Genomic DNA, 18,084 nt, shown 5'->3' with positions numbered 1-18,084 from the left:
ACAAATTACGCCCCCAGCCCAACCCGGCGTTAAACGAAGTAATACGCTTGATCGCCCGCGCGGGCGGCTTCTTGGGCCGAAAAGGTGATGGCGAACCTGGTGCCAAGACCCTCTGGGAAGGGCTGCGCGACGTGCGCGCCTCAGCTCTCACCCTTCAAGCACTACGCGAACTTGGAGACTGACGAGTTGTGTATAACGAGGTGCTTCTACGCTGGCCGAGCCTGATTTATGCAACAAAGCCGTTTTCCGCAAGAGTTCTGGGAGCGGATTCCGCAGCGGGAATGCGGCTACCATTTCATCGGTAAATTTCATTTACCAACATTTCATAAGAGTTTAGGGATTGAGTAATTTATCGATGTCAACATTGGAAAATGGCAGTGTTGGTGGCGCGAGCTGCCGAAGAATAGTCAAATGGACATCGATCTTGAGTTTGGCAACATTTTCCAGATTCATTCTCCCACCTAGCACGAGCGCAGGTTCGAAGCCATATACCTCATCTGGTTCGAGTGGTCCTAGTTTGACCAAAACGCGTTCGAAAAGTGGTTTGCCACTCTCGTCCTTTAAGTTGAATCGCGATGGGTCACTGGAGCTAAAAAACGCACTGATCGATAAATCTAGATCTTCTTTTGTTTTTGGTTTTAATCCCTTTGGAAGAACGGATATTTTGCTAAGGGGGCAAGCAACCGTAACACTCCGTCCCGTTTTTTCGCCACACGCGTATAGATCACCAAATGCTGACCTGGCAATGACATGGAACGAATCAAGCTCTTCCAGCTTAGTACCTTCTAACCACTCGTCGATCAAGTCTTCATACTCATCTGGATCGACTGTCCAAAAAAGCCCTTTTGCGTACCCACACCAACCTTCTTCTTTCCAGTAGGTCAGGAGCTGATCGGGCAACTTGCCGCGCCACTTTTCAATGGCCATTGCTGGCACCTCAACTCGGTGCGTTGCCTCCCCAAACTCTTCAATAAATACTTCAAAATCTTCGTCTCTCATCTTATCCCCCTGCCACGGCAAGGCTCCAGTTTAACATTCATTTTTTGGTCACCTCGACCGCTCTTAATTGCCTTTTCGGCTTCAATATCCATCCCAGCCACTCGATCGTTTTGATTCCAACTGGCCCCAATCGAGGAGTTCACGTCTGCACGACCCATCCTGGTAGGCTCCGAATGCATCCAGCCACCAGCCACCATGTCAGGGTCATGTAGCGCTGCGAGTGCGCTCATTACATTTTCGGCACGAGTAGCCGCTTGGGACTTTGCCTTTGCAGCGCTCATTCCACCTTTCCGTAAACTCGCTGCAATACTCTCTTTAATATCGGCAGTAACTCGATCTCTGAATTCGGTTTGTGCCGCTGCTGCCGATGGATTACGATTCATTGTGGCAAATAAATCCCTGGCTTCCTTGTATTTGGAAGCAGACAGGCTGTTGATCGCATCCTCCTGGCGTTTGAGCTGCGCGGCCATCTCCTTCAAATATGCCTTCTGGTCGTCCTTGCTCATCTGGATAAATTTCTTCTTGTCGAAAGGATGGAAACAGGGAACTTTATGCTCGCGCGCCTTGACCGTCACCTCTTTTTTCGGCTTCTTGACGCCCGAAGCCGCTTCGCGCGCCTTCTCCGCTGCCTCTTGGGCTTCTCTGGCTTCCCTGGCCGCTTTGGCCTCCTTCGCAACCTTTGCGGTCTCTCCCGCCCGCTTTGCTGCCTTGAGCACTCCCTCCGCTTCGTGCGCCCCCTTGGCGACCCGTGCTGCTGTCCCCGTTCCTTTCGCCATTCCGACCGCACTCTTGGCGACCTTGCCCACGGTGGTGACGACCTTGCCACCGGGGATCATGCTTGCCACCGCAAGGCCCGCCTCGACGGCTTCCCCTTCAGCCGTGTAGATGGCTGCATCCAAAGCGCCTGTCACCACCGATAAGCCTGGAACGAAACTCGCCACCCCCAGCAAACCATGCACCCACGGACTGGACTTTTGCCACATAGTCCGTTCCGCTTCGGTTTCCGGCATGAGCGGTGGATTGGCGCCACCGCCGTGCGGATCGATGTGCGTTGTCGAGGGTTTTGCCTGTTCTAATATTACGCCTCTGGTCGTCATGCCTATCCCGCCAGATTCATATCGCACTCGTCGCCATGACGCACGACGTATTTTTTCTCCACCCGCACGGATTTGGAGCTGGCTGTTGCACGCACTTTGCCTTTGTTGACACCGGACTTCATGCCGCCGCCCGTTCCGGCCTCGTTTCCGGTCACGGTGGCGATGACGCTGTCGCTGAGCAGGAAGACAGGATCGCCATTGAACCGGACCGACTTCGCTACTTCCACGCTGTTGCTCAGGTCCGCAACGATGGGGTAGGGAATCGGCACCATATTTGGTCCCATCGGCGTCTTGCAGACGTCGGGGAGCAGGCTGACGGCCATGAAGATACTGTTCTTGCGGGCACCAGTAGGCATGGATTCCTCTTAAACGGTTGGCGGCGATTCTTGTCGGGGCACGACTGTCGGACGCGGAGGCGATGGAGGCTTGATGTTCTGCGCCCGCTCGCGCAGCGCCGTAACGTCGGCATGGGTCAGCATGCGTGCTTCGAGCACCCGCACGCCAGGAGCGGTGGCGACGGTAGCGCGCCAGACGCACACGACCGCGATTTTCTTTTCCGGGTCGCTGGCATCCGGGGCTGCGTCGATGATGAGTGTGTCGAGCTTCGCCGCCAGTTCGCCTATTCGTCCGTCCTGGAACCGCGCCAGCACAAACGGCAGGTGGCCCGGCAGGGCGAAAGACAGGCAGGTGTTGCCGGAAGCGTCGCGCACTGTGCCCGCGCTCTCTGGACACAGATTGAACAGCGAGATTTGCTCGTCGCCGCTCAAGTAGGGTGTGACTTGCTGGTCGGCGGGCGCGCCGTTCCAGTACCCAAAATCGAAGTCAGCAGGCAAATTCGGGTGGCGCTCTTCCTGCCATTGCTGGTCATAGGTTCCTGCCAGCCCTAAACGCGGTTGCCAGCCGCGCCCGACCACGCCGAAGCCCTGCGGTATGCATTCCTTGCCGAAGCGCCCTATGGGCTGGCTGGCGGCCTCTATGTGCGGCGCCGGCACGCATGCGAGCCTGGCCGCGTTCAGATACCAGCGCTCTGCAAAGCCACGGCCCACCGGATTTTGTTCGTACACGCTGTGCGCGATTGCTTCCTGCAAGTCGCCCGCGCTGGCGTTATCGGGTTGCGGAACGCGACCGGGCAAGCGATATTTTTTGTCCACGCGGCTGGCCGCCTGCTCATTGACGAGGATTTTGTTTTCGCCACCGTAGGCATATTCGTAGCGGAGGGGCAGGGTGGTAAGGGGCAATGGGGCTGTGAGCTTCCATTTCGGCAGCGTGAACAGGGTCAGCGCGCGCGTCAGTGGAGCGCGTTTGCGCCACTCCCGCATGCCTCCGATCAGCAGCACTTTGCGCAACACGAGCGGGCCTTCCAGCGCCTTCGCCGTCAACCGGGCGCACTGCTCCCGCCATTCGGCCATACGCTCAGGCGAGGCGTGATACGTCGGATTGAGGCCGTGCGGCTCGGGCGGCAAATCCGGCGCACCGTTTATCTTGAGAGCGACCCCGAATAGCTTGCTGGGTTTGCCCTGTGGGGCGCAGGCGTCGGCGATGACGATCACGTCGGTGTGCGGTTTGTAGGGTGCCAGGTCGGACTCCTGCCTGACGCTGGATCGGTTTGCTTCGCCGTAGAATTCATCCGTCATCGCCAGCGGCGTTTGTGCGGGTGCCAGCAAGAGCGTGCCGTCGTCCTGTACCTCGAATGTAAGTCGCATGACCACGCTATGGAAGCGCTGGTCATGCTGGTCGATACCGTCGAAGGCGATTGCGGGAAAAGGCGTGAGGTTGCGAAATTCCATGCGGGGGCCGATCAGTTGACGTCCACATCGTTACCGGAAATCTGTACCGGCCCGCTGGCCTCAATGCCGATTTGGGAACCATTGATGAATATCTTGCCGTCCGCTGTCATCTTGAATTGCGCAAGGCCGACAGTGATCGACAGTTCTTCGCCCGCCGTGATCGATACCGACTTGCCGACCTTGGTAATCTGGCTGATGCCGACCACGGTTGCCATGATCGTGCCGACGTTGAGGTTGTAGGCGAGGCCAACGTTTTCCATGCGGCCCAAACCGACGTTCTGCATGTAGGCCATGCCGACCGTTTCCGTCTTCATCCGGGCGACGTAGGTTGACCAGTTCTTGCCGATGTCATCCTTGCGGTTCCTGCCGATTGTCTTGACGCGGTTGCCGCCAATGCCGATGGTCTCGTTTTTATCGACCTGCTCGATGCGGTTGTTGTGGACGGTAATGGTCTCGTCGTTGTCCACCGTTTCGGTGCGGTCGTGCTTGATATGCGAGGTTTCGTCGCGATCGATGGTCTTGCGGCGGTCGTTGCCGACCCATTTGTCCTCGTCGCGCTCGACCTCGGTAAGCTGATCCCGCTCGGCGTGCAGCCACAGTTGTTCCTGGCCCTTCTTGTCCTCGAAGCGTAGCGCGTTGGCATTGCCGTATCTGCCGCCCGGCGTCGAGCGGGACAGGATGCCGCTCTGGGTCTTGTTTGCGGGAAGATCCCACGGCGGCATGTTGTGCGCGTTCGGCACCATGCCGGTGACGAATCCGCGATCGGGATTCCCGTCGAGGAACTGGACGATGACCTCGCTGCCGATGCGCGGGATCGATGTCATGCCGAAGTTGGGACCGGCCCACGCGGTGGCGACGCGCAGCCACGCAGAACTTCGTTCGTTAAGCTCGCCTGCACGGTCCCAATGGAACTGGACTTTGACACGCCCGTACTCGTCGGTGAAAATCTCCTCACCTTGCGGCCCCACCACGATAGCCGTTTGCAGACCATACATTTTTGGTTCGACGCTGTTGAAGCCGCGACCGGGACGCCACGGGATGGACTTGCGGATGCAAGTAATGCGGTTCTCGTAGTGCGGCGGACTGGCGTCGTTCACATGGTAATTGTTGCTGGCAGTGTGGTGCACATCGATGATGAGGAATTCCTGGACCTCATTACTGCCGCCGTAGAAATGGCCGGTGAGGCGGAACCAGCGCCCGGGGACCACGTTGCGGTTGGTGCCTGCGCCCTCGAATAGCTCACCCGCGTGTTCAATCTCCTCGATGCGCAACGTCGCCCGGCGCTCGCCGTCGCGACTGTCCTTAAATCCATAAGCGCCCGCATATTCGTAGACTTCCTTGCGCAGCACCTTGCCCTGCTCGATGATTGTCGGCCTCTCGACATTGACCGGCCTGGGCGACTTGAAATTGAAGGACGACAGCGCCGTGCTGGCGGACACAATGCGTCGTACCGCCGACCACTCGCCAATGCCATTGTCCTCATACGAGCCGCAATCGCGCTGGAACTCGATTTCCGTGCCGTCTATCGGTTCCGCGTAGGTGGAATTGTCGCTCAGGATGAGCTTGTGTCCCTTTGCCGTATGGTCGTAGGTGTAGTACCAGCCTGCTGCTTCCCAGCGCCTGCTCAGGTAGTTGTAATCCGATTCGTTGAACTGGCAGGCATCGGTCATCGCCGGGTCTTCCCCGTAGCGGCGAAAGTCCCAGTCGGGATGCGCGAGATAGTCGCGGAAGATGCTGGTCGTTTGGTCGTACAGGGTCGCGTTATGGAACAGGAAGCAGTCCTTGCGCAGGGACAGATACTTCAGCCACGGCCCGAGCTTGGCCTCGTAGTATGCGATACCACCATCTGTCCTGAGCAAGCGAAAACTGAAGACGTAGCCGGTGAAACGGCGCAGCGTTCCGTCGTGGCGCACCAGTTCCACGGACAGTAGTTTGCCCTGCATGTCTTTCAGGTCGAGCAAGGCGTTATTCGACAGCAGCTCGACAGTAAATTCGAAATCGCGCGATAGCCCCTCGGTCGCATCCAGCTTGTTGACCAGCAATTCGGATGTTGGGCCATCCTTAAAGGGAAACGCCAGACGCAGGATACGGGCGGTCTGGCGTTCTTGGATTAGTTCTATCAGATTACGAGGGGAGTTATATAGTGGACCCCGAATCTGAGACGGTGGTTTAAGCTGTCGTCCGCGAAAGGATGACAGCGAATGAGTGAAGGTAAAAAACGCAGGGTGCACAGCGCCGAGTTCAAGGCCAAGGTTGGGTTGGAAGCGGTGCGTGGGGTGAAGACGGTGACGGAGATTGCGCAGGAATTCGGCGTGCATCCAGTACTGGTGGGCCAGTGGAAGAAGGAGATCCTGGAGAACGCCGGCGCCCTGTTCGACGTCAAGCGCGGGCCGAAGCCGGTGGACGAAAGCAGCCCGGAGGACAAGCTGTACAGCGAGATCGGCAAGCTGAAGATGCAGGTGGATTGGCTCAAAAAAAAGCTTGGGGAATGAGTCCGGCCGAGCGGGCACGGTGGATCGAGCGCGAGGACAAGATACCGCTGACGATGCAGTGCGAGCTGGCCGGCGTGCCGCGTTCGACCGTGTATCGGCGGCTGGAGGCGGCGGCCCGACAGGAATGCATCGAGGAGGAGGACGGCCAGCTGCGCGCCCTGATCGACGAGGAGTACACCAGCCGCCCGTTCTACGGCAGCCGGCGCATGGCGGTCTTCCTGCGAGGCCGAGAGCACCGCGTCAACCGCAAGCGCGTGCAGCGCCTGATGCGGGAAATGGGCTTGGCGGGCATGGCGCCGGGGCCGTCCACGAGCAAGCCGCACCCGCAGCACAAGGTCTATCCCTATCTGCTGCGCGGGGTGGCGGTCACGCGGCCGAACCAGGTGTGGAGTACGGACCTGACGTACATTCGGCTGGCGCGCGGCTTTGCCTACCTGGTGGCGGTCATCGATTGGTACTCGCGTCGTGTGCTGGCCTGGCGCATCAGCAACAGCATGGACGCGTCGTTCTGCGTGGACTGTCTGGAGGAGGCATTGCGCCACCACGGCAAGCCCGAGGTATTCAACAGCGACCAGGGCTCGCAGTTCACCAGTGACGCCTTTACCAGCGTGCTCAAGCGCGAAGGCGTGGCCATCAGCATGGATGGGCGAGGACGGGCGCTGGACAACATCTTCGTCGAGCGCCTGTGGCGCAACGTGAAGTACGAGGACGTGTACCTGAAGGGCTACGCCAACATGGCCGAGCTGACAGTCGGCCTGGCACAGTACTTCGCGTTTTACAACGCCGAGCGTCCACACCAGGCGCTGGGCTACGAGACGCCAGATCATGTCTACCGTGCCGGTGTTGGAGGAGGTGCGTTGATCGTCGACAAGTTCGGCGACGCGGACCAAGAGCCGGAGAAAAACGGCGGAACGGGGCAGCGCCGGGCAGCTGCTGAAGTGGAAATGGACACAGCTTAAACTAGCCGGCTGAGTGTCTTGACTGATGGGTCCACTTTAGTGCAATGTCCTGCTCCTCTGCCTGGGTACTAGCCAATTCGCGCTGAATCGTGGATCGAATGCGCTCGATCTCAAGCTGGCGTTGCCGCTGATCGAGCAACTCGGCTTCCCGTTCCTGCAGTTGCGCTGCTGAAATGTAGTTTGTAGCTTTTAATTGTACGAAGCGTGCGAAATTTTGCTCTGACAAGGTAACGCGCTGCTTTTGCATAAAGGCCTGTCTGTCGAGGCCTTTGATTTCACCGCGTAGATCAAACGCACGTTGTCTCAAGGCCGAGCGTCGATACTTGAACTGCGTTCGGGCTTGCAGGAGCTCGGTATGAAAATTGTCGCGGCGGCGCGCCAGCAATTCGGAAATCAGGTCTTCCGTAGAGCGTAGATTGGAGGTGCTGCGTTCACTGGAAACGACGAATAGGATCTCACCTTCGCGCACGAGCTGTCCGTCCTTAACATGAACCTCCTTGATGACGCCGGCTTGGCTGGAAAAAACGCGCGTTACTCCGGCAGTCGGCATTAGCATCCCCTGAATCGGCACCTTACGGATAGTTTCAAACGTGGCGAAAAATATAATGAGCAGCAGCGTCAGGGTCACGAACACGCTGGTGAGGATTATAGTGGACCCCGAATCTGAGACGGTGGTTTAAGCTGTCGTCCGCGAAAGGATGACAGCGAATGAGTGAAGGTAAAAAACGCAGGGTGCACAGCGCCGAGTTCAAGGCCAAGGTTGGGTTGGAAGCGGTGCGTGGGGTGAAGACGGTGACGGAGATTGCGCAGGAATTCGGCGTGCATCCAGTACTGGTGGGCCAGTGGAAGAAGGAGATCCTGGAGAACGCCGGCGCCCTGTTCGACGTCAAGCGCGGGCCGAAGCCGGTGGACGAAAGCAGCCCGGAGGACAAGCTGTACAGCGAGATCGGCAAGCTGAAGATGCAGGTGGATTGGCTCAAAAAAAAGCTTGGGGAATGAGTCCGGCCGAGCGGGCACGGTGGATCGAGCGCGAGGACAAGATACCGCTGACGATGCAGTGCGAGCTGGCCGGCGTGCCGCGTTCGACCGTGTATCGGCGGCTGGAGGCGGCGGCCCGACAGGAATGCATCGAGGAGGAGGACGGCCAGCTGCGCGCCCTGATCGACGAGGAGTACACCAGCCGCCCGTTCTACGGCAGCCGGCGCATGGCGGTCTTCCTGCGAGGCCGAGAGCACCGCGTCAACCGCAAGCGCGTGCAGCGCCTGATGCGGGAAATGGGCTTGGCGGGCATGGCGCCGGGGCCGTCCACGAGCAAGCCGCACCCGCAGCACAAGGTCTATCCCTATCTGCTGCGCGGGGTGGCGGTCACGCGGCCGAACCAGGTGTGGAGTACGGACCTGACGTACATTCGGCTGGCGCGCGGCTTTGCCTACCTGGTGGCGGTCATCGATTGGTACTCGCGTCGTGTGCTGGCCTGGCGCATCAGCAACAGCATGGACGCGTCGTTCTGCGTGGACTGTCTGGAGGAGGCATTGCGCCACCACGGCAAGCCCGAGGTATTCAACAGCGACCAGGGCTCGCAGTTCACCAGTGACGCCTTTACCAGCGTGCTCAAGCGCGAAGGCGTGGCCATCAGCATGGATGGGCGAGGACGGGCGCTGGACAACATCTTCGTCGAGCGCCTGTGGCGCAACGTGAAGTACGAGGACGTGTACCTGAAGGGCTACGCCAACATGGCCGAGCTGACAGTCGGCCTGGCACAGTACTTCGCGTTTTACAACGCCGAGCGTCCACACCAGGCGCTGGGCTACGAGACGCCAGATCATGTCTACCGTGCCGGTGTTGGAGGAGGTGCGTTGATCGTCGACAAGTTCGGCGACGCGGACCAAGAGCCGGAGAAAAACGGCGGAACGGGGCAGCGCCGGGCAGCTGCTGAAGTGGAAATGGACACAGCTTAAACTAGCCGGCTGAGTGTCTTGACTGATGGGTCCACTTTATTACCCATGCAGGTTCCCTTGCTTACGGCGAATTAGCAGCAATAGAGGATGGTAAATGAACATCGTATCCCCCTTTGCTGAGCTAGCTTGGGGAAAGCGTCATTCCACTGCGCGGCGTCAATCGTTCAGGCTGATGCAATCGTTCGACGCCTCGGGAAAGCGGGCGATTGGACGATTTGGTCGCGCGTTTCGCGGGCTTATTTGAAGGGGGAGCGCGCTCGGCGTACCGGCGTCCAGGCACGTGGTCTACGGGGACCAGAAACGAACCCGCCAACTGATGATGGTTGCGTTGCGTGAGGTATGTTCTAGGTGGCCCAGCGCGGAATCGAACACCGATACAAGGATCTGGAGGCCGAAGGTCTTAGCTCGCACAACTACTGCTGAGGGACCTGTCAGAAATTCTGTGTGCGGGGCCAGAATTCGTAGTTAGATAATCGCGTTCGTGAAGCGCTCGCCGAACATGATGGCGAACTGGTTGGCAGCCTGCTTCCAGGTACGCTGTGGCATCTTCCAATCTTTCTCGATATTGCGCAAGGCCAGGAACAATAACTTGGTCGCGGCTTCGTCGCTGGGGAAGTGACCACGGTTCTTGACGATCTTCCGCAGACGCATATGCAGGCTTTCAATAGCGTTGGTCGTGTAGATGATCGTGCGCACTTCAGGTGGGTAGGCAAAGAACGGAATCACCTGCTGCCACTGGCGCCGCCACATCGCGGCCACGGTCGGAAACTTGGTGCCCCATGGGCCTTCTGCAAAGGCATCCAGCGCCGCTTCGGCCAGCTCGGCGTTGGCAGCGTGGTAGATCGGCTTGAGCGCCGCTGCCAGTTCCTTCCGGTCCTTCCAGGCCGCAAGCGTCGTCGAATTGCGGATCAGGTGCACGATGCACGTCTGGATCTGCGCTTGCGGATAAACGGCCTCGATGGCCTCCGGGAAGCCGCGCAGGCCATCGACGACGGCGATCAGGATATCGTCCAGTCCGCGGTTCTTGAGTTCGTTGAAAACCTTCAGCCAGAATTTGGCGCCTTCGGTCTGTTCGATCCACAGACCCAGCACTTCCTTGCGGCCGTCGGCACGAATGCCCAAGGCCAGATATACGGCCTTGTTCTTGACCGTGCCTTCGTCCCGGATCTTCAGGCGCAACGCGTCGAAATACACGATCGGATACATCGCCTCGAGCGGCCGCTGCTGCCACTGCGCGACCTCCTCGAGCACTTCGTCGGTGATGGTCGAAATCAGGTCTGGCGACACCTCGGTGCCGTACAACTCCAGCAAATGCGCCTGAATCTCGCGCACGCTCATACCACGAGCGTACATGCTGATAACGTGATCGTCGAAGCCCGACATCCGGCGCTGATGTTTGGCCACCAGTTTGGGCTCGAAGCTCGACAGACGATCGCGCGGAATGTCCAGGTGGAGCTCCCCGCCTGGCGTCAAGACCTTCTTCGGGCTGCTACCGTTGCGGTGGTTTCTGCTGCCGTCTTCCTCGTTGGCCAGGTGGTGGTTCAACTCGGCCGACAACATACGCTCGGCCAGCATTTTTTTGAGCTGCCCGGCGAGGCCCGATTCGCCAAGGATCGACTCGGCGTCCTTGTTCTCAACCTGGGCCAGCAACTGGTCGATCAGCTCAACGGGAAACGGGTACGCTGCTTTCTGTTTTTTGGGCTTCTTGGTGGTCATCACTTCGGTCATGGAACAGTCCTTTCGGGATTATTTCATGACCCCGTTCCACACAGAAATTCTGACAGGCTCCTGCTGAGTGCTCAGGCGTTTTCCTTGTCGTGTAGCAGGGCACGCTTAAGCATTGTTCAGCTTCTTTGGCCGCGCTGAGACGGCCTTCTTGCATTCGAGCCGACAGTTGAATAGTTGCCTATCTTCGTCACTGACTCGGACTGTCGAAGCGGTATCCATACAGCGTTGGACACCCTTCTACGACGAATTTCTTCCATCTCAAACCACTTTGGCGCTGGGGCGTTGGTCATCACGGGCTCCGAGTTTTTTCAAGTACATTTTATCAACGTTATCGAACCGGACGAGTGGACGATTCGGTCGCTTCGCAGGCCGGAACGACCAGACCAACTAGCGCGGACGGTTGGACGATTTGGTCGGTTGCCGCCGCGGGGCAATGCTGCTTGGAACCGGAAATGGACCGGATGTGAGGATTCCGGGTGACGGAAACAAAAACGCCAACCTGCATGGGTTGGCGTTTTTGCTAAGACATTCTTGGTGGCCCGGGGCGGAATCGAACCACCGACACAAGGATTTTCAATCCTCTGCTCTACCAACTGAGCTACCAGGCCAAGAGGCCGCATTATAGCAGCGTTTGCGCCGGATAAACAATCCGGTCGCGACGACGGTCACCCCTTGCTCGAAATCCGCTGCGCATGGTCCCGCTCCAGCGCCAGGCGCGATTCGCGCCGGCCCTTGGCTTCCTCGAAGCGGCGCAATTCATCCGGCGTCGACGGTTCCAGCGGCGGAATCGCCGCCGGCTTCTTGTCGTCGCCCACCGCCACCATCGTGAAGAAGCAGCTGTTCACATGGCGCACCACCTTGCTGCGGATATCCTCGGCGATCACCTTGATCCCGATTTCCATCGAGCTGCGCCCGGTGTAGTTCACGGCGGCCAGGAAGGTCACCAGCTCGCCCACGTGGATCGGCTGGCGGAAGGTCACCTGGTCGACGCTCATCGTCACCACGTAGCGGCCGGCGTAGCGGCTGGCGCAGGCGTAGGCGACCTGGTCGAGCAGTTTCAGGATGGTGCCGCCGTGCACGTTGCCGGAGAAATTGGCGGTGTCGGGCGTCATCAGCACCGTCATGCTGAGCTGGTGGGAGGGGAGGTTCATGGTCGTGTCATTACAAAAGAAAATCAGTGCTTGATGTTGCCTTAGAAACTGCCGCGCGGCAAGTTCTGCCGTTGGCAGGGACCGTTTTTGAGCCCGTCAAAGCACGCATATCGACATACCAATAAAATCGTAGTCATTGAAAAACGAATCGTATAGGCTCGGCGAATGAACAGCGAATTTCCCCACCATCAAGGTGGATCGGTGCAGTGGCACCTCGGTCCCGTCATCGACGCATTGCGCACCTCGCGCGAATCCACCCACAATATCCGGCACCAGGGCAGGGTGCGCGAACTGCCGTCGCGCGAAGTCGTGCGCCAGATCGTGGACGGCATCTCCGCCGCCCTGTTCCCCACGCATTATGGCCGCCCCGACCTGAACGACGAGAGCATCGACTACTTCGTCGCCGACACGCTCAACGTGGCGCTCGACCGCCTGGCCGAGCAAGTACGGCGCGCGCTGCGCTTTTCACCTGAGTTCGCCTCCGAGCATGACCAGACCGCGGACGCAGTCCTGACCGAGCGCGCCCGCGCCATCACGCGCGAGTTCGCCGCCAGCCTGCCCGCGGTTCGCGCGCTGCTGGTGTCCGACGTGCAGGCCGCGCTGGCCGGCGACCCGGCCGCCACCTCGGTGGCCGAGATCATGTTGTGCTATCCCGGCACCATCGCCATCCTCTACCACCGCATCGCGCATTGCCTCACCCGCCTCGGCGTGCCGTTCCTGGCGCGGGTCACGGCCGACATCGGTCACTCGCTGACCGGCATCGACATCCACCCCGGCGCGCAGATCGGCGGCAGCTTCTTCATCGACCACGGCACCGGCGTCGTCATCGGCGAAACCGCGATCCTGGGCGAGCGCGTGCGCCTGTACCAGGCCGTCACGCTCGGCGCCAAGCGCTTCCCGGTCGACGAGAGCGGCGCCCTGGTCAAGGGCACGCCGCGCCATCCGATCGTCGAGGACGACGTCGTCATCTATGCCGGCGCCACCATCCTGGGCCGCATCACGATCGGCGCCGGTTCGACCATCGGCGGCAACGTCTGGCTGACCCAGAGCGTCCCGCCAGGCAGCAATGTGTCGCAGGCGCAGATGCGCAACACCTGAGTCGAGCGTCTAAATGGCGTGCACCGCGTGCAGGCTGTCGAGGATCGCCGGTTTCAACGGCGACAGCGCCAGCTTGCCGCGCTCGCGCGGCCACGGCGCGTCGTTCATGAACTCGGCGGGCACCGGGCCGGGCACGCCATCCATCAGCACCACGCGGTCGCTCAGATAGATCGCTTCATCGATATCGTGGGTCACCAGCAGCACGGTCAGGCCGCGCTGGCGCGCCGCATGCGCCAGCAGGTCTTGCAGGCGCATGCGGGTGAAGGCGTCGACCGCCGAAAACGGTTCGTCCAGTAGCAGCACGTGCGGCTCCAGATACAGGCCGCGCGCGATGGCTGCGCGCTGGGCCTGGCCGCCCGACAGCTGCTTGGGCAGCGCATCGCCATATCCCTTCAGGCCGACTTCCTCCAGCAGGGCATGGGCGCGCTCCAGGTTCGGCCGCGCGTGTCCGCCGAAGACGACGTTCTGCGCCACGGTCAGCCACGGGAACAGGCGCGGCGCCTGGAACACCAGGCCGACGTCGGCATCCGGCCCCGTCAACTGGCGGCCGTCGAGGTGCACCGCGCCGCGGTAGTCGCCGTCCAGTCCCGCCACGATCGACAACAAGGTGCTCTTGCCGCAGCCGCTGGCGCCGACCAGGCTGACGATCTCGCCCTGGTCCAGCCCCAGGCGCAGGCCGCGCAGCACGGTGCGCGCGCCGTGGCGCTTGTCATCGATGGCGATCTCGAGAAAGCTCATCGCGCCGTCCTTTCCACATAGCTGTCGCGCCAGGCCAGCCAGCGCCGTTCCAGCGCCTGCATCGCGCTGTCGCTGGCCTTGCCCAGCAGGGCCAGCAGCACGATCGCCGCCAGCATGATGTCGGCGCGGCTCGATTCGCGGCCGTCGGTCAGCAGATAGCCCAGGCCGCGGCTGGCGGCGATCAGCTCGGCCGCCACCATGAACATCCACGCCAGGCTCAGGCCGTTGCGCAGGCCGGTCAGCACCGAGGGCAGGGCCGCCGGCAGCAGCACCCGGCGCGCCAGCGCCAGCGGCGACAGGCGATACAGCAGCCCGACCTCGGTCAGGCCGCGGTCGACGCCGCGGATGCCGGCCACCACGCCCATGTACACCGGGAAGAAGGCGCCGATCGCGATCAGGATGATCTTGGGCGCCTCGTCGATGCCGAACCAGAGCAGCAGCAGCGGCACCCAGGCCAGCGACGGAATCGCGCGCAGCGCCTGGAAGCTGGGGTCGAGCAGGCTTTCCGCGCGCCGGTTCAGGGCCACCAGCGCGCCGAGCGGCAGCGCCAGCAGGGCGCCGGCGGCGAAGCCGGCCGCCACCCGCAGCGTGCTGGCGCCGACGTGGCCCGCCAGGCCGTTTTCCAGCAGCCAGGACAGGGATTCGAGGATGGCGCTCGGCGGCGGCAGCAGGTTGGCCGGCACCAGGCCGGCGCGCACGCCGGCTTCCGCGCCGATCAGGGCCAGCGCCGGCAGCAGCAAGCCCAGAGGGAAGCCGAAGCGGCGCCATGCGCGCCGTGATGGCGGAGGCGCTTCCAGGGTGATGGCTTGCCGATCCATGTCAGGCCCTGGTGAGCTGGCGCGCGAAGCCGGTGTCGACCAGGCCGGCGATCGCCTTGTCCAGGTCGGTGCCGGGGCGCACCAGCGCCTCGTCGCGCAGGATCGGCGCCGCCAGCTGCAGCGCGCGCAGGTGCTCGGCGGTCGGTTGGGCGTTGCTGAAGTCCGAGCGCAGCTTGACCTGCAGCAGCGCGACCGGCAGCGGCACCTTGGCATCAAGGGACAGGATTTTCGCCGCTTCCGACGGATTGGCGCGGGTCCAGGCGCGGGCGCGCTCATAGGCCTTGATCACGCGCGCGGTCTCGTTCGCGCGGGTGGCCAGGAAGTCTTCGCGCACGTTCAGGAAACCATAGGTATTGAAACCGACGTTACGGTACAGCAGGCGTGCGCCGCCTTCCAGTTCGGCCGCCGCCATATGCGGATCGAGGCCGGCCCAGGCATCCACGCGGCCCTGTTCCAGCGCCGCCCGGCCGTCCGCGTGCTGCAGGCTGACATGTTCGATGTCGCTGCGCTTCAGGCCCACGGTCTGCAGCGCGCGCAGCAGGAACAGATAGGGATCGGTGCCCTTGGTCGCGGCCACCTTCTTGCCCTTCAGGTCGGCCAGGCTGCGGATGGGAGAGTTCTTCGGCACCACCAGCGCCGTCCACTCGGGCCGCGAGAACAGATAGGGCGTGCGGATCGGATTGCCGTTGGCGCGGGCCAGCAGGGCCGCCAGGCCGGCGCTCGAACCGATGTCGATGCTGTTCGCGTTCAGGTATTCGAGCGCGCGGTTGCTGCCGGCGCTGAACACCCACTTGATGCGGGTGCCGTCGGCCTTGAACTCTTCTTCGAGCCAGCCGAAGTGGCGCAGCACCAGGCTGGTGGGCGAATAGTGGGCGTAGTCGAGGCGCAGTTCCGATAAGGGAGCTGCGCGTGCTGGCAAGGCGGCGAGGGCGGCGCCGCTGGCGGCCAGTTGCAACAGGCTTCTTCGTTTCATGATGGTCCTTTGATGTGGTGATTCAAGCTGCCTGGATGCCAGACAGCGGGGATGCGATCTCGACCCGGCTGCCCGGATGGCCGGGCGCCAGGCGCGGACCCTGGCCGAGCAGTTGCCCGCGCAGCGTGCCGCCGCGTGGGGCGGCGTCGTAGCGGCCGCGCCGCGCCAGTTCGGGCACGATGTGCTCGACCACCAGCGTCATGTCTTCCAGCGGCAGCGCGAAGGCGAGGTTGAAGCCGTCGGCGCCGGTGTCGTCGATCCAGGATTCGAGCTGGTCGGCCACCTGGCGCGGGTCGCCCACGATGATGGGGCCGCGTCCGCCCAGGCCGATGAATTCGGCCGCTTCGCGCACGGTCCAGTCGCGGCCCGGGTCGGCAGCGCTGAGAGAGGCCAGGGCCGAGCGTCCGGCGTCGGTGTCGATGTACTCGATGGTGTCGTCCAGGTGGTGGCGCGCGAAATCGACGCCGGTCCATCCGGACAGCAGGGTGAGCGCGGCCTCGACGTCGACGTGGCGCCGGTATTCCGCGAGCCGCGCCTGCGCCTCGGCCTCGGTGGCGCCGGTGACGACGAGGGCCTGGGCGTACACCAGCAGCGCATCCGGATCGCGGCCTTCGGCGCGCGCGGCGGCGCGCACGGCGTCGACGCCGCGTTTCACCACCGCCTTGCTCGGACCGCTGATGAAGGTGGCTTCGGCATGGCGCGCGGCGAAACGGGCGCCGCGCGGCGAGGCGCCGGCCTGGTACAGGAAGGGCGTGCGCTGCGGCGACGGCTCGCACAGGTGAAAGCCCGGCACTTCGTAGTAGCGGCCCTTGTGCCGGATCGGATGCACCCTGGCCGGGTCGGTGTAAACAGTGCGTTCCTTGTCGCGCTTCACCGCGCCGTCTTCCCAGCTGCGCTCCCACAGTTTATAGACGACCTCCATGTATTCGTCGGCCAGGTCGTAGCGCTCGTCGTGGCCGAGCTGCTGGCCCAGGCCCAGGTTGCGCGCGGCGCTGTCGAGGTAGCCGGTGACGATGTTCCAGCCGATCCGGCCCCCGCTCAGGTGGTCGAGCGTCGACATGCGGCGCGCGAAGGTGTACGGGTGTTCGTAGGTCAGGGCGGCGGTGACGCCGATCCCGAGGCGCGTGGTGGCGTGGGCGATCAGCGGCGCCAGGGCTAGTGGGTCGTTCAGCGGCACCTGCACGCCGTGGCGCAGCGCGGCTTCCGGTCCCTTGCGGTAGACGTCGTACACGCCCAGCACGTCGGCGAGGAAGATGGCGTCGAAGCCGCCGTGCTCCAGCAGCTGCGCCAGCTCGACCCAGTAGCCGGGCGTCAGGTAACGCTCGCTGTCGCTCCTCGGATGGGTCCACAGCCCGGGCGACTGGTGGCTCGGGGTATTCATCTGGAAGGCGTTGAAGCGGATGCGGCGCGCCATTACCTGGCTCCTCCGGCAGGCGATTGCAGCGCCAGCTGGTAGTCGGTCGAGGCGTAGTCGGCGAAATGCCTGTTGGTGACGTCCAGGAAGGCGCGCGACTTGTACGCAGCGGCCAGGTCGCGCGCGAAAGGCTTGTCGCGGTCGAGCGTCCTCACCGCTACCAGGTTGGCGTAGGCCGGCGAGATCTTCTCGGTGCGCAGCGCGTCGCGCAAGTTGAGGCCGGAGGCCAGCGCGTAGTTGCCGTTGACGAAGGCGTAGTCGGCGTCCTGCAGGGAGCGTGGCAGCTGTGCCGCCTCCAGCGGCAGCAGCTTGACGCCCTTCGGATTGGCGGCCACGTCGCGCTCCGAGGCGCGGATCGGATCAAAGCCGGGCCTCAGCTTGATCCATCCCAGCTGATCGAGCATGACCAGTGCGCGCGCCTGGTTGGTCGGGTCGTTGGGCAGCGCCACGGTGCTGCCGTTTTTCACGGCGTCGAGGCTCTTGTGGCGGCGGCTGTAGATCGCGATCGGCGCGGTCGGCACTTTCACCAGTTCGGAAAGCTGCAGCTTGTGCTGGGCCTTGAAGCGGTCCAGATAAGTCACGTGCTGGAACACGTTGGCGTCGAGCGCGCCCTCGGCCAGCGCGAAGTTGGGCTGGATGTAGTCGTTGAATTCGACGATGCGCACCTTGTAGCCCTGTTTCTCGAGGATGGGCTTGATGCCCAGCCTGACCTGGTCGGCATACGGCCCGGCGCTGGTGCCGATGACGATTTCCTTCGGGTCCTTCGCCTGCGCATTGGTGGCGACGGCAAGGACGATCGCCAGGATCAGCGGGCTGGCGAGCAGGATGCGGCGGTTCAGGTTCATGGGATTCCTTCCGTTTCTCTTTTCATG

General features: G+C 62.1%; 17 protein-coding genes and 1 tRNA gene. 4 read left to right on the top strand and 14 right to left on the bottom strand.

The features are described from left to right. Positions 1-182, top strand: a 182-nt coding sequence (locus HMPREF9710_RS27505; RefSeq protein ID WP_267871925.1) for an IS4 family transposase, incomplete at its 5' end; no start/stop codon positions are given. Between the two features lie 151 nt (positions 183-333). Here the strand turns inward: HMPREF9710_RS27505 and HMPREF9710_RS27500 are convergent. The 5 genes from HMPREF9710_RS27500 to HMPREF9710_RS26210 are packed head-to-tail and all read right to left on the bottom strand — an operon-like array spanning position 334 to position 5,925. Beyond that, a complete protein-coding gene (locus tag HMPREF9710_RS27500) occupies positions 334-999 on the bottom strand; it encodes a GAD-like domain-containing protein (protein WP_005671545.1) in 666 nt (221 codons plus the stop codon). Continuing rightward, positions 996-2,096 (bottom strand): polymorphic toxin type 15 domain-containing protein, encoded by a 1,101-nt coding sequence (locus tag HMPREF9710_RS27495; protein WP_081590027.1) that lies wholly within the window; start codon positions 2,094-2,096, stop codon positions 996-998. The genes HMPREF9710_RS27500 and HMPREF9710_RS27495 overlap by 4 nt, the downstream gene beginning before the upstream one ends. Positions 2,097-2,098: 2 nt before the next feature. After that, the gene (locus HMPREF9710_RS26220; protein WP_005671540.1) at positions 2,099-2,452 is read right to left on the bottom strand and encodes a DUF4150 domain-containing protein; all 354 of its coding nucleotides are present in this window, start codon (positions 2,450-2,452) and stop codon (positions 2,099-2,101) included. Positions 2,453-2,461: 9 nt separating this feature from the next. Further along, on the bottom strand, positions 2,462-3,883 hold the full coding sequence (locus HMPREF9710_RS26215) for a DUF2169 family type VI secretion system accessory protein (RefSeq protein ID WP_005671537.1): 1,422 nt from the start codon (positions 3,881-3,883) through the stop codon (positions 2,462-2,464). A gap of 11 nt (positions 3,884-3,894) precedes the next feature. After that, the gene (locus HMPREF9710_RS26210; RefSeq protein ID WP_005671535.1) at positions 3,895-5,925 is read right to left on the bottom strand and encodes a type VI secretion system Vgr family protein; all 2,031 of its coding nucleotides are present in this window, start codon (positions 5,923-5,925) and stop codon (positions 3,895-3,897) included. A 159-nt stretch (positions 5,926-6,084) separates the two neighbouring features. On the opposite strand from HMPREF9710_RS26210, the gene HMPREF9710_RS26200 reads away from it, so the two are divergent. After that, positions 6,085-7,334 (top strand): IS3 family transposase gene (locus tag HMPREF9710_RS26200; RefSeq protein ID WP_229409725.1). Its coding sequence is split into 2 segments (ribosomal slippage): positions 6,085-6,370 and positions 6,370-7,334, totalling 1,251 coding nucleotides; the frame shifts between segments, so codons are not numbered across the junction. Between the two features lies 1 nt (position 7,335). On the opposite strand, the gene HMPREF9710_RS26195 is transcribed toward HMPREF9710_RS26200, so the two are convergent. Next, positions 7,336-7,962 carry an HlyD family secretion protein gene (locus HMPREF9710_RS26195; protein ID WP_157225641.1) on the bottom strand — a complete coding sequence of 209 codons (627 nt, stop codon included), beginning with the start codon at positions 7,960-7,962 and terminating at the stop codon, positions 7,336-7,338. An 80-nt stretch (positions 7,963-8,042) separates the two neighbouring features. Here HMPREF9710_RS26195 and HMPREF9710_RS26185 point away from each other — a divergent pair. Continuing rightward, positions 8,043-9,292, top strand: a protein-coding gene (locus HMPREF9710_RS26185) for an IS3 family transposase (RefSeq protein ID WP_229409725.1) whose coding sequence is annotated in 2 segments (ribosomal slippage) — positions 8,043-8,328 and positions 8,328-9,292 — 1,251 coding nt in all. Because the reading frame shifts where the segments join, the coding sequence is not laid out codon by codon here. A gap of 465 nt (positions 9,293-9,757) precedes the next feature. Here HMPREF9710_RS26185 and HMPREF9710_RS26180 read toward each other — a convergent pair. The 3 genes from HMPREF9710_RS26180 to HMPREF9710_RS26170 all read right to left on the bottom strand — a co-directional run bounded on the left by HMPREF9710_RS26180 (position 9,758) and on the right by HMPREF9710_RS26170 (position 12,171). Continuing rightward, complete coding sequence (locus HMPREF9710_RS26180; protein ID WP_157225494.1) at positions 9,758-11,008, bottom strand: IS256 family transposase; 1,251 nt, start codon at positions 11,006-11,008, stop codon at positions 9,758-9,760. A 544-nt stretch (positions 11,009-11,552) separates the two neighbouring features. Next, positions 11,553-11,628: transfer RNA gene (locus tag HMPREF9710_RS26175), tRNA-Phe, on the bottom strand. Between the two features lie 57 nt (positions 11,629-11,685). Continuing rightward, positions 11,686-12,171: an acyl-CoA thioesterase gene (locus tag HMPREF9710_RS26170; protein ID WP_005671532.1), complete on the bottom strand. Its 486-nt coding sequence runs from the start codon at positions 12,169-12,171 to the stop codon at positions 11,686-11,688. 165 nt (positions 12,172-12,336) lie between these two features. Here HMPREF9710_RS26170 and epsC point away from each other — a divergent pair, with 165 nt between their 5' ends. After that, entirely contained in the window at positions 12,337-13,269 is a 933-nt protein-coding gene (gene epsC / locus HMPREF9710_RS26165; protein WP_005671530.1) for a serine O-acetyltransferase EpsC, read from the top strand. Positions 13,270-13,278: 9 nt separating this feature from the next. Here the strand turns inward: epsC and HMPREF9710_RS26160 are convergent, their stop codons facing one another. From HMPREF9710_RS26160 to HMPREF9710_RS26140, 5 genes are read right to left on the bottom strand one after another with little or no spacing between them, the layout of a single operon-like run. Continuing rightward, positions 13,279-14,007 (bottom strand): ABC transporter ATP-binding protein, encoded by a 729-nt coding sequence (locus tag HMPREF9710_RS26160; protein WP_005671528.1) that lies wholly within the window; start codon positions 14,005-14,007, stop codon positions 13,279-13,281. Continuing rightward, entirely contained in the window at positions 14,004-14,825 is an 822-nt protein-coding gene (locus HMPREF9710_RS26155) for an ABC transporter permease (RefSeq protein ID WP_005671526.1), read from the bottom strand. The genes HMPREF9710_RS26160 and HMPREF9710_RS26155 overlap by 4 nt, the downstream gene beginning before the upstream one ends. A 1-nt stretch (position 14,826) precedes the next feature. Beyond that, a complete protein-coding gene (locus HMPREF9710_RS26150; protein WP_005671524.1) occupies positions 14,827-15,798 on the bottom strand; it encodes an aliphatic sulfonate ABC transporter substrate-binding protein in 972 nt (323 codons plus the stop codon). Positions 15,799-15,820: 22 nt separating this feature from the next. After that, positions 15,821-17,212 carry an LLM class flavin-dependent oxidoreductase gene (locus tag HMPREF9710_RS26145; protein ID WP_005671522.1) on the bottom strand — a complete coding sequence of 464 codons (1,392 nt, stop codon included), beginning with the start codon at positions 17,210-17,212 and terminating at the stop codon, positions 15,821-15,823. After that, positions 17,212-18,057 carry a MetQ/NlpA family ABC transporter substrate-binding protein gene (locus HMPREF9710_RS26140; RefSeq protein ID WP_005671519.1) on the bottom strand — a complete coding sequence of 282 codons (846 nt, stop codon included), beginning with the start codon at positions 18,055-18,057 and terminating at the stop codon, positions 17,212-17,214. The genes HMPREF9710_RS26145 and HMPREF9710_RS26140 overlap by 1 nt, the downstream gene beginning before the upstream one ends. Between the last annotated feature and the right edge of the window lie 27 nt (positions 18,058-18,084).

Origin of the sequence: Massilia timonae CCUG 45783 (assembly GCF_000315425.1) — a bacterium.
In the GTDB taxonomy this organism is placed as follows: domain Bacteria; phylum Pseudomonadota; class Gammaproteobacteria; order Burkholderiales; family Burkholderiaceae_D; genus Telluria; species Telluria timonae.
This window is presented reverse-complemented; position numbering and strand designations above follow the sequence as displayed.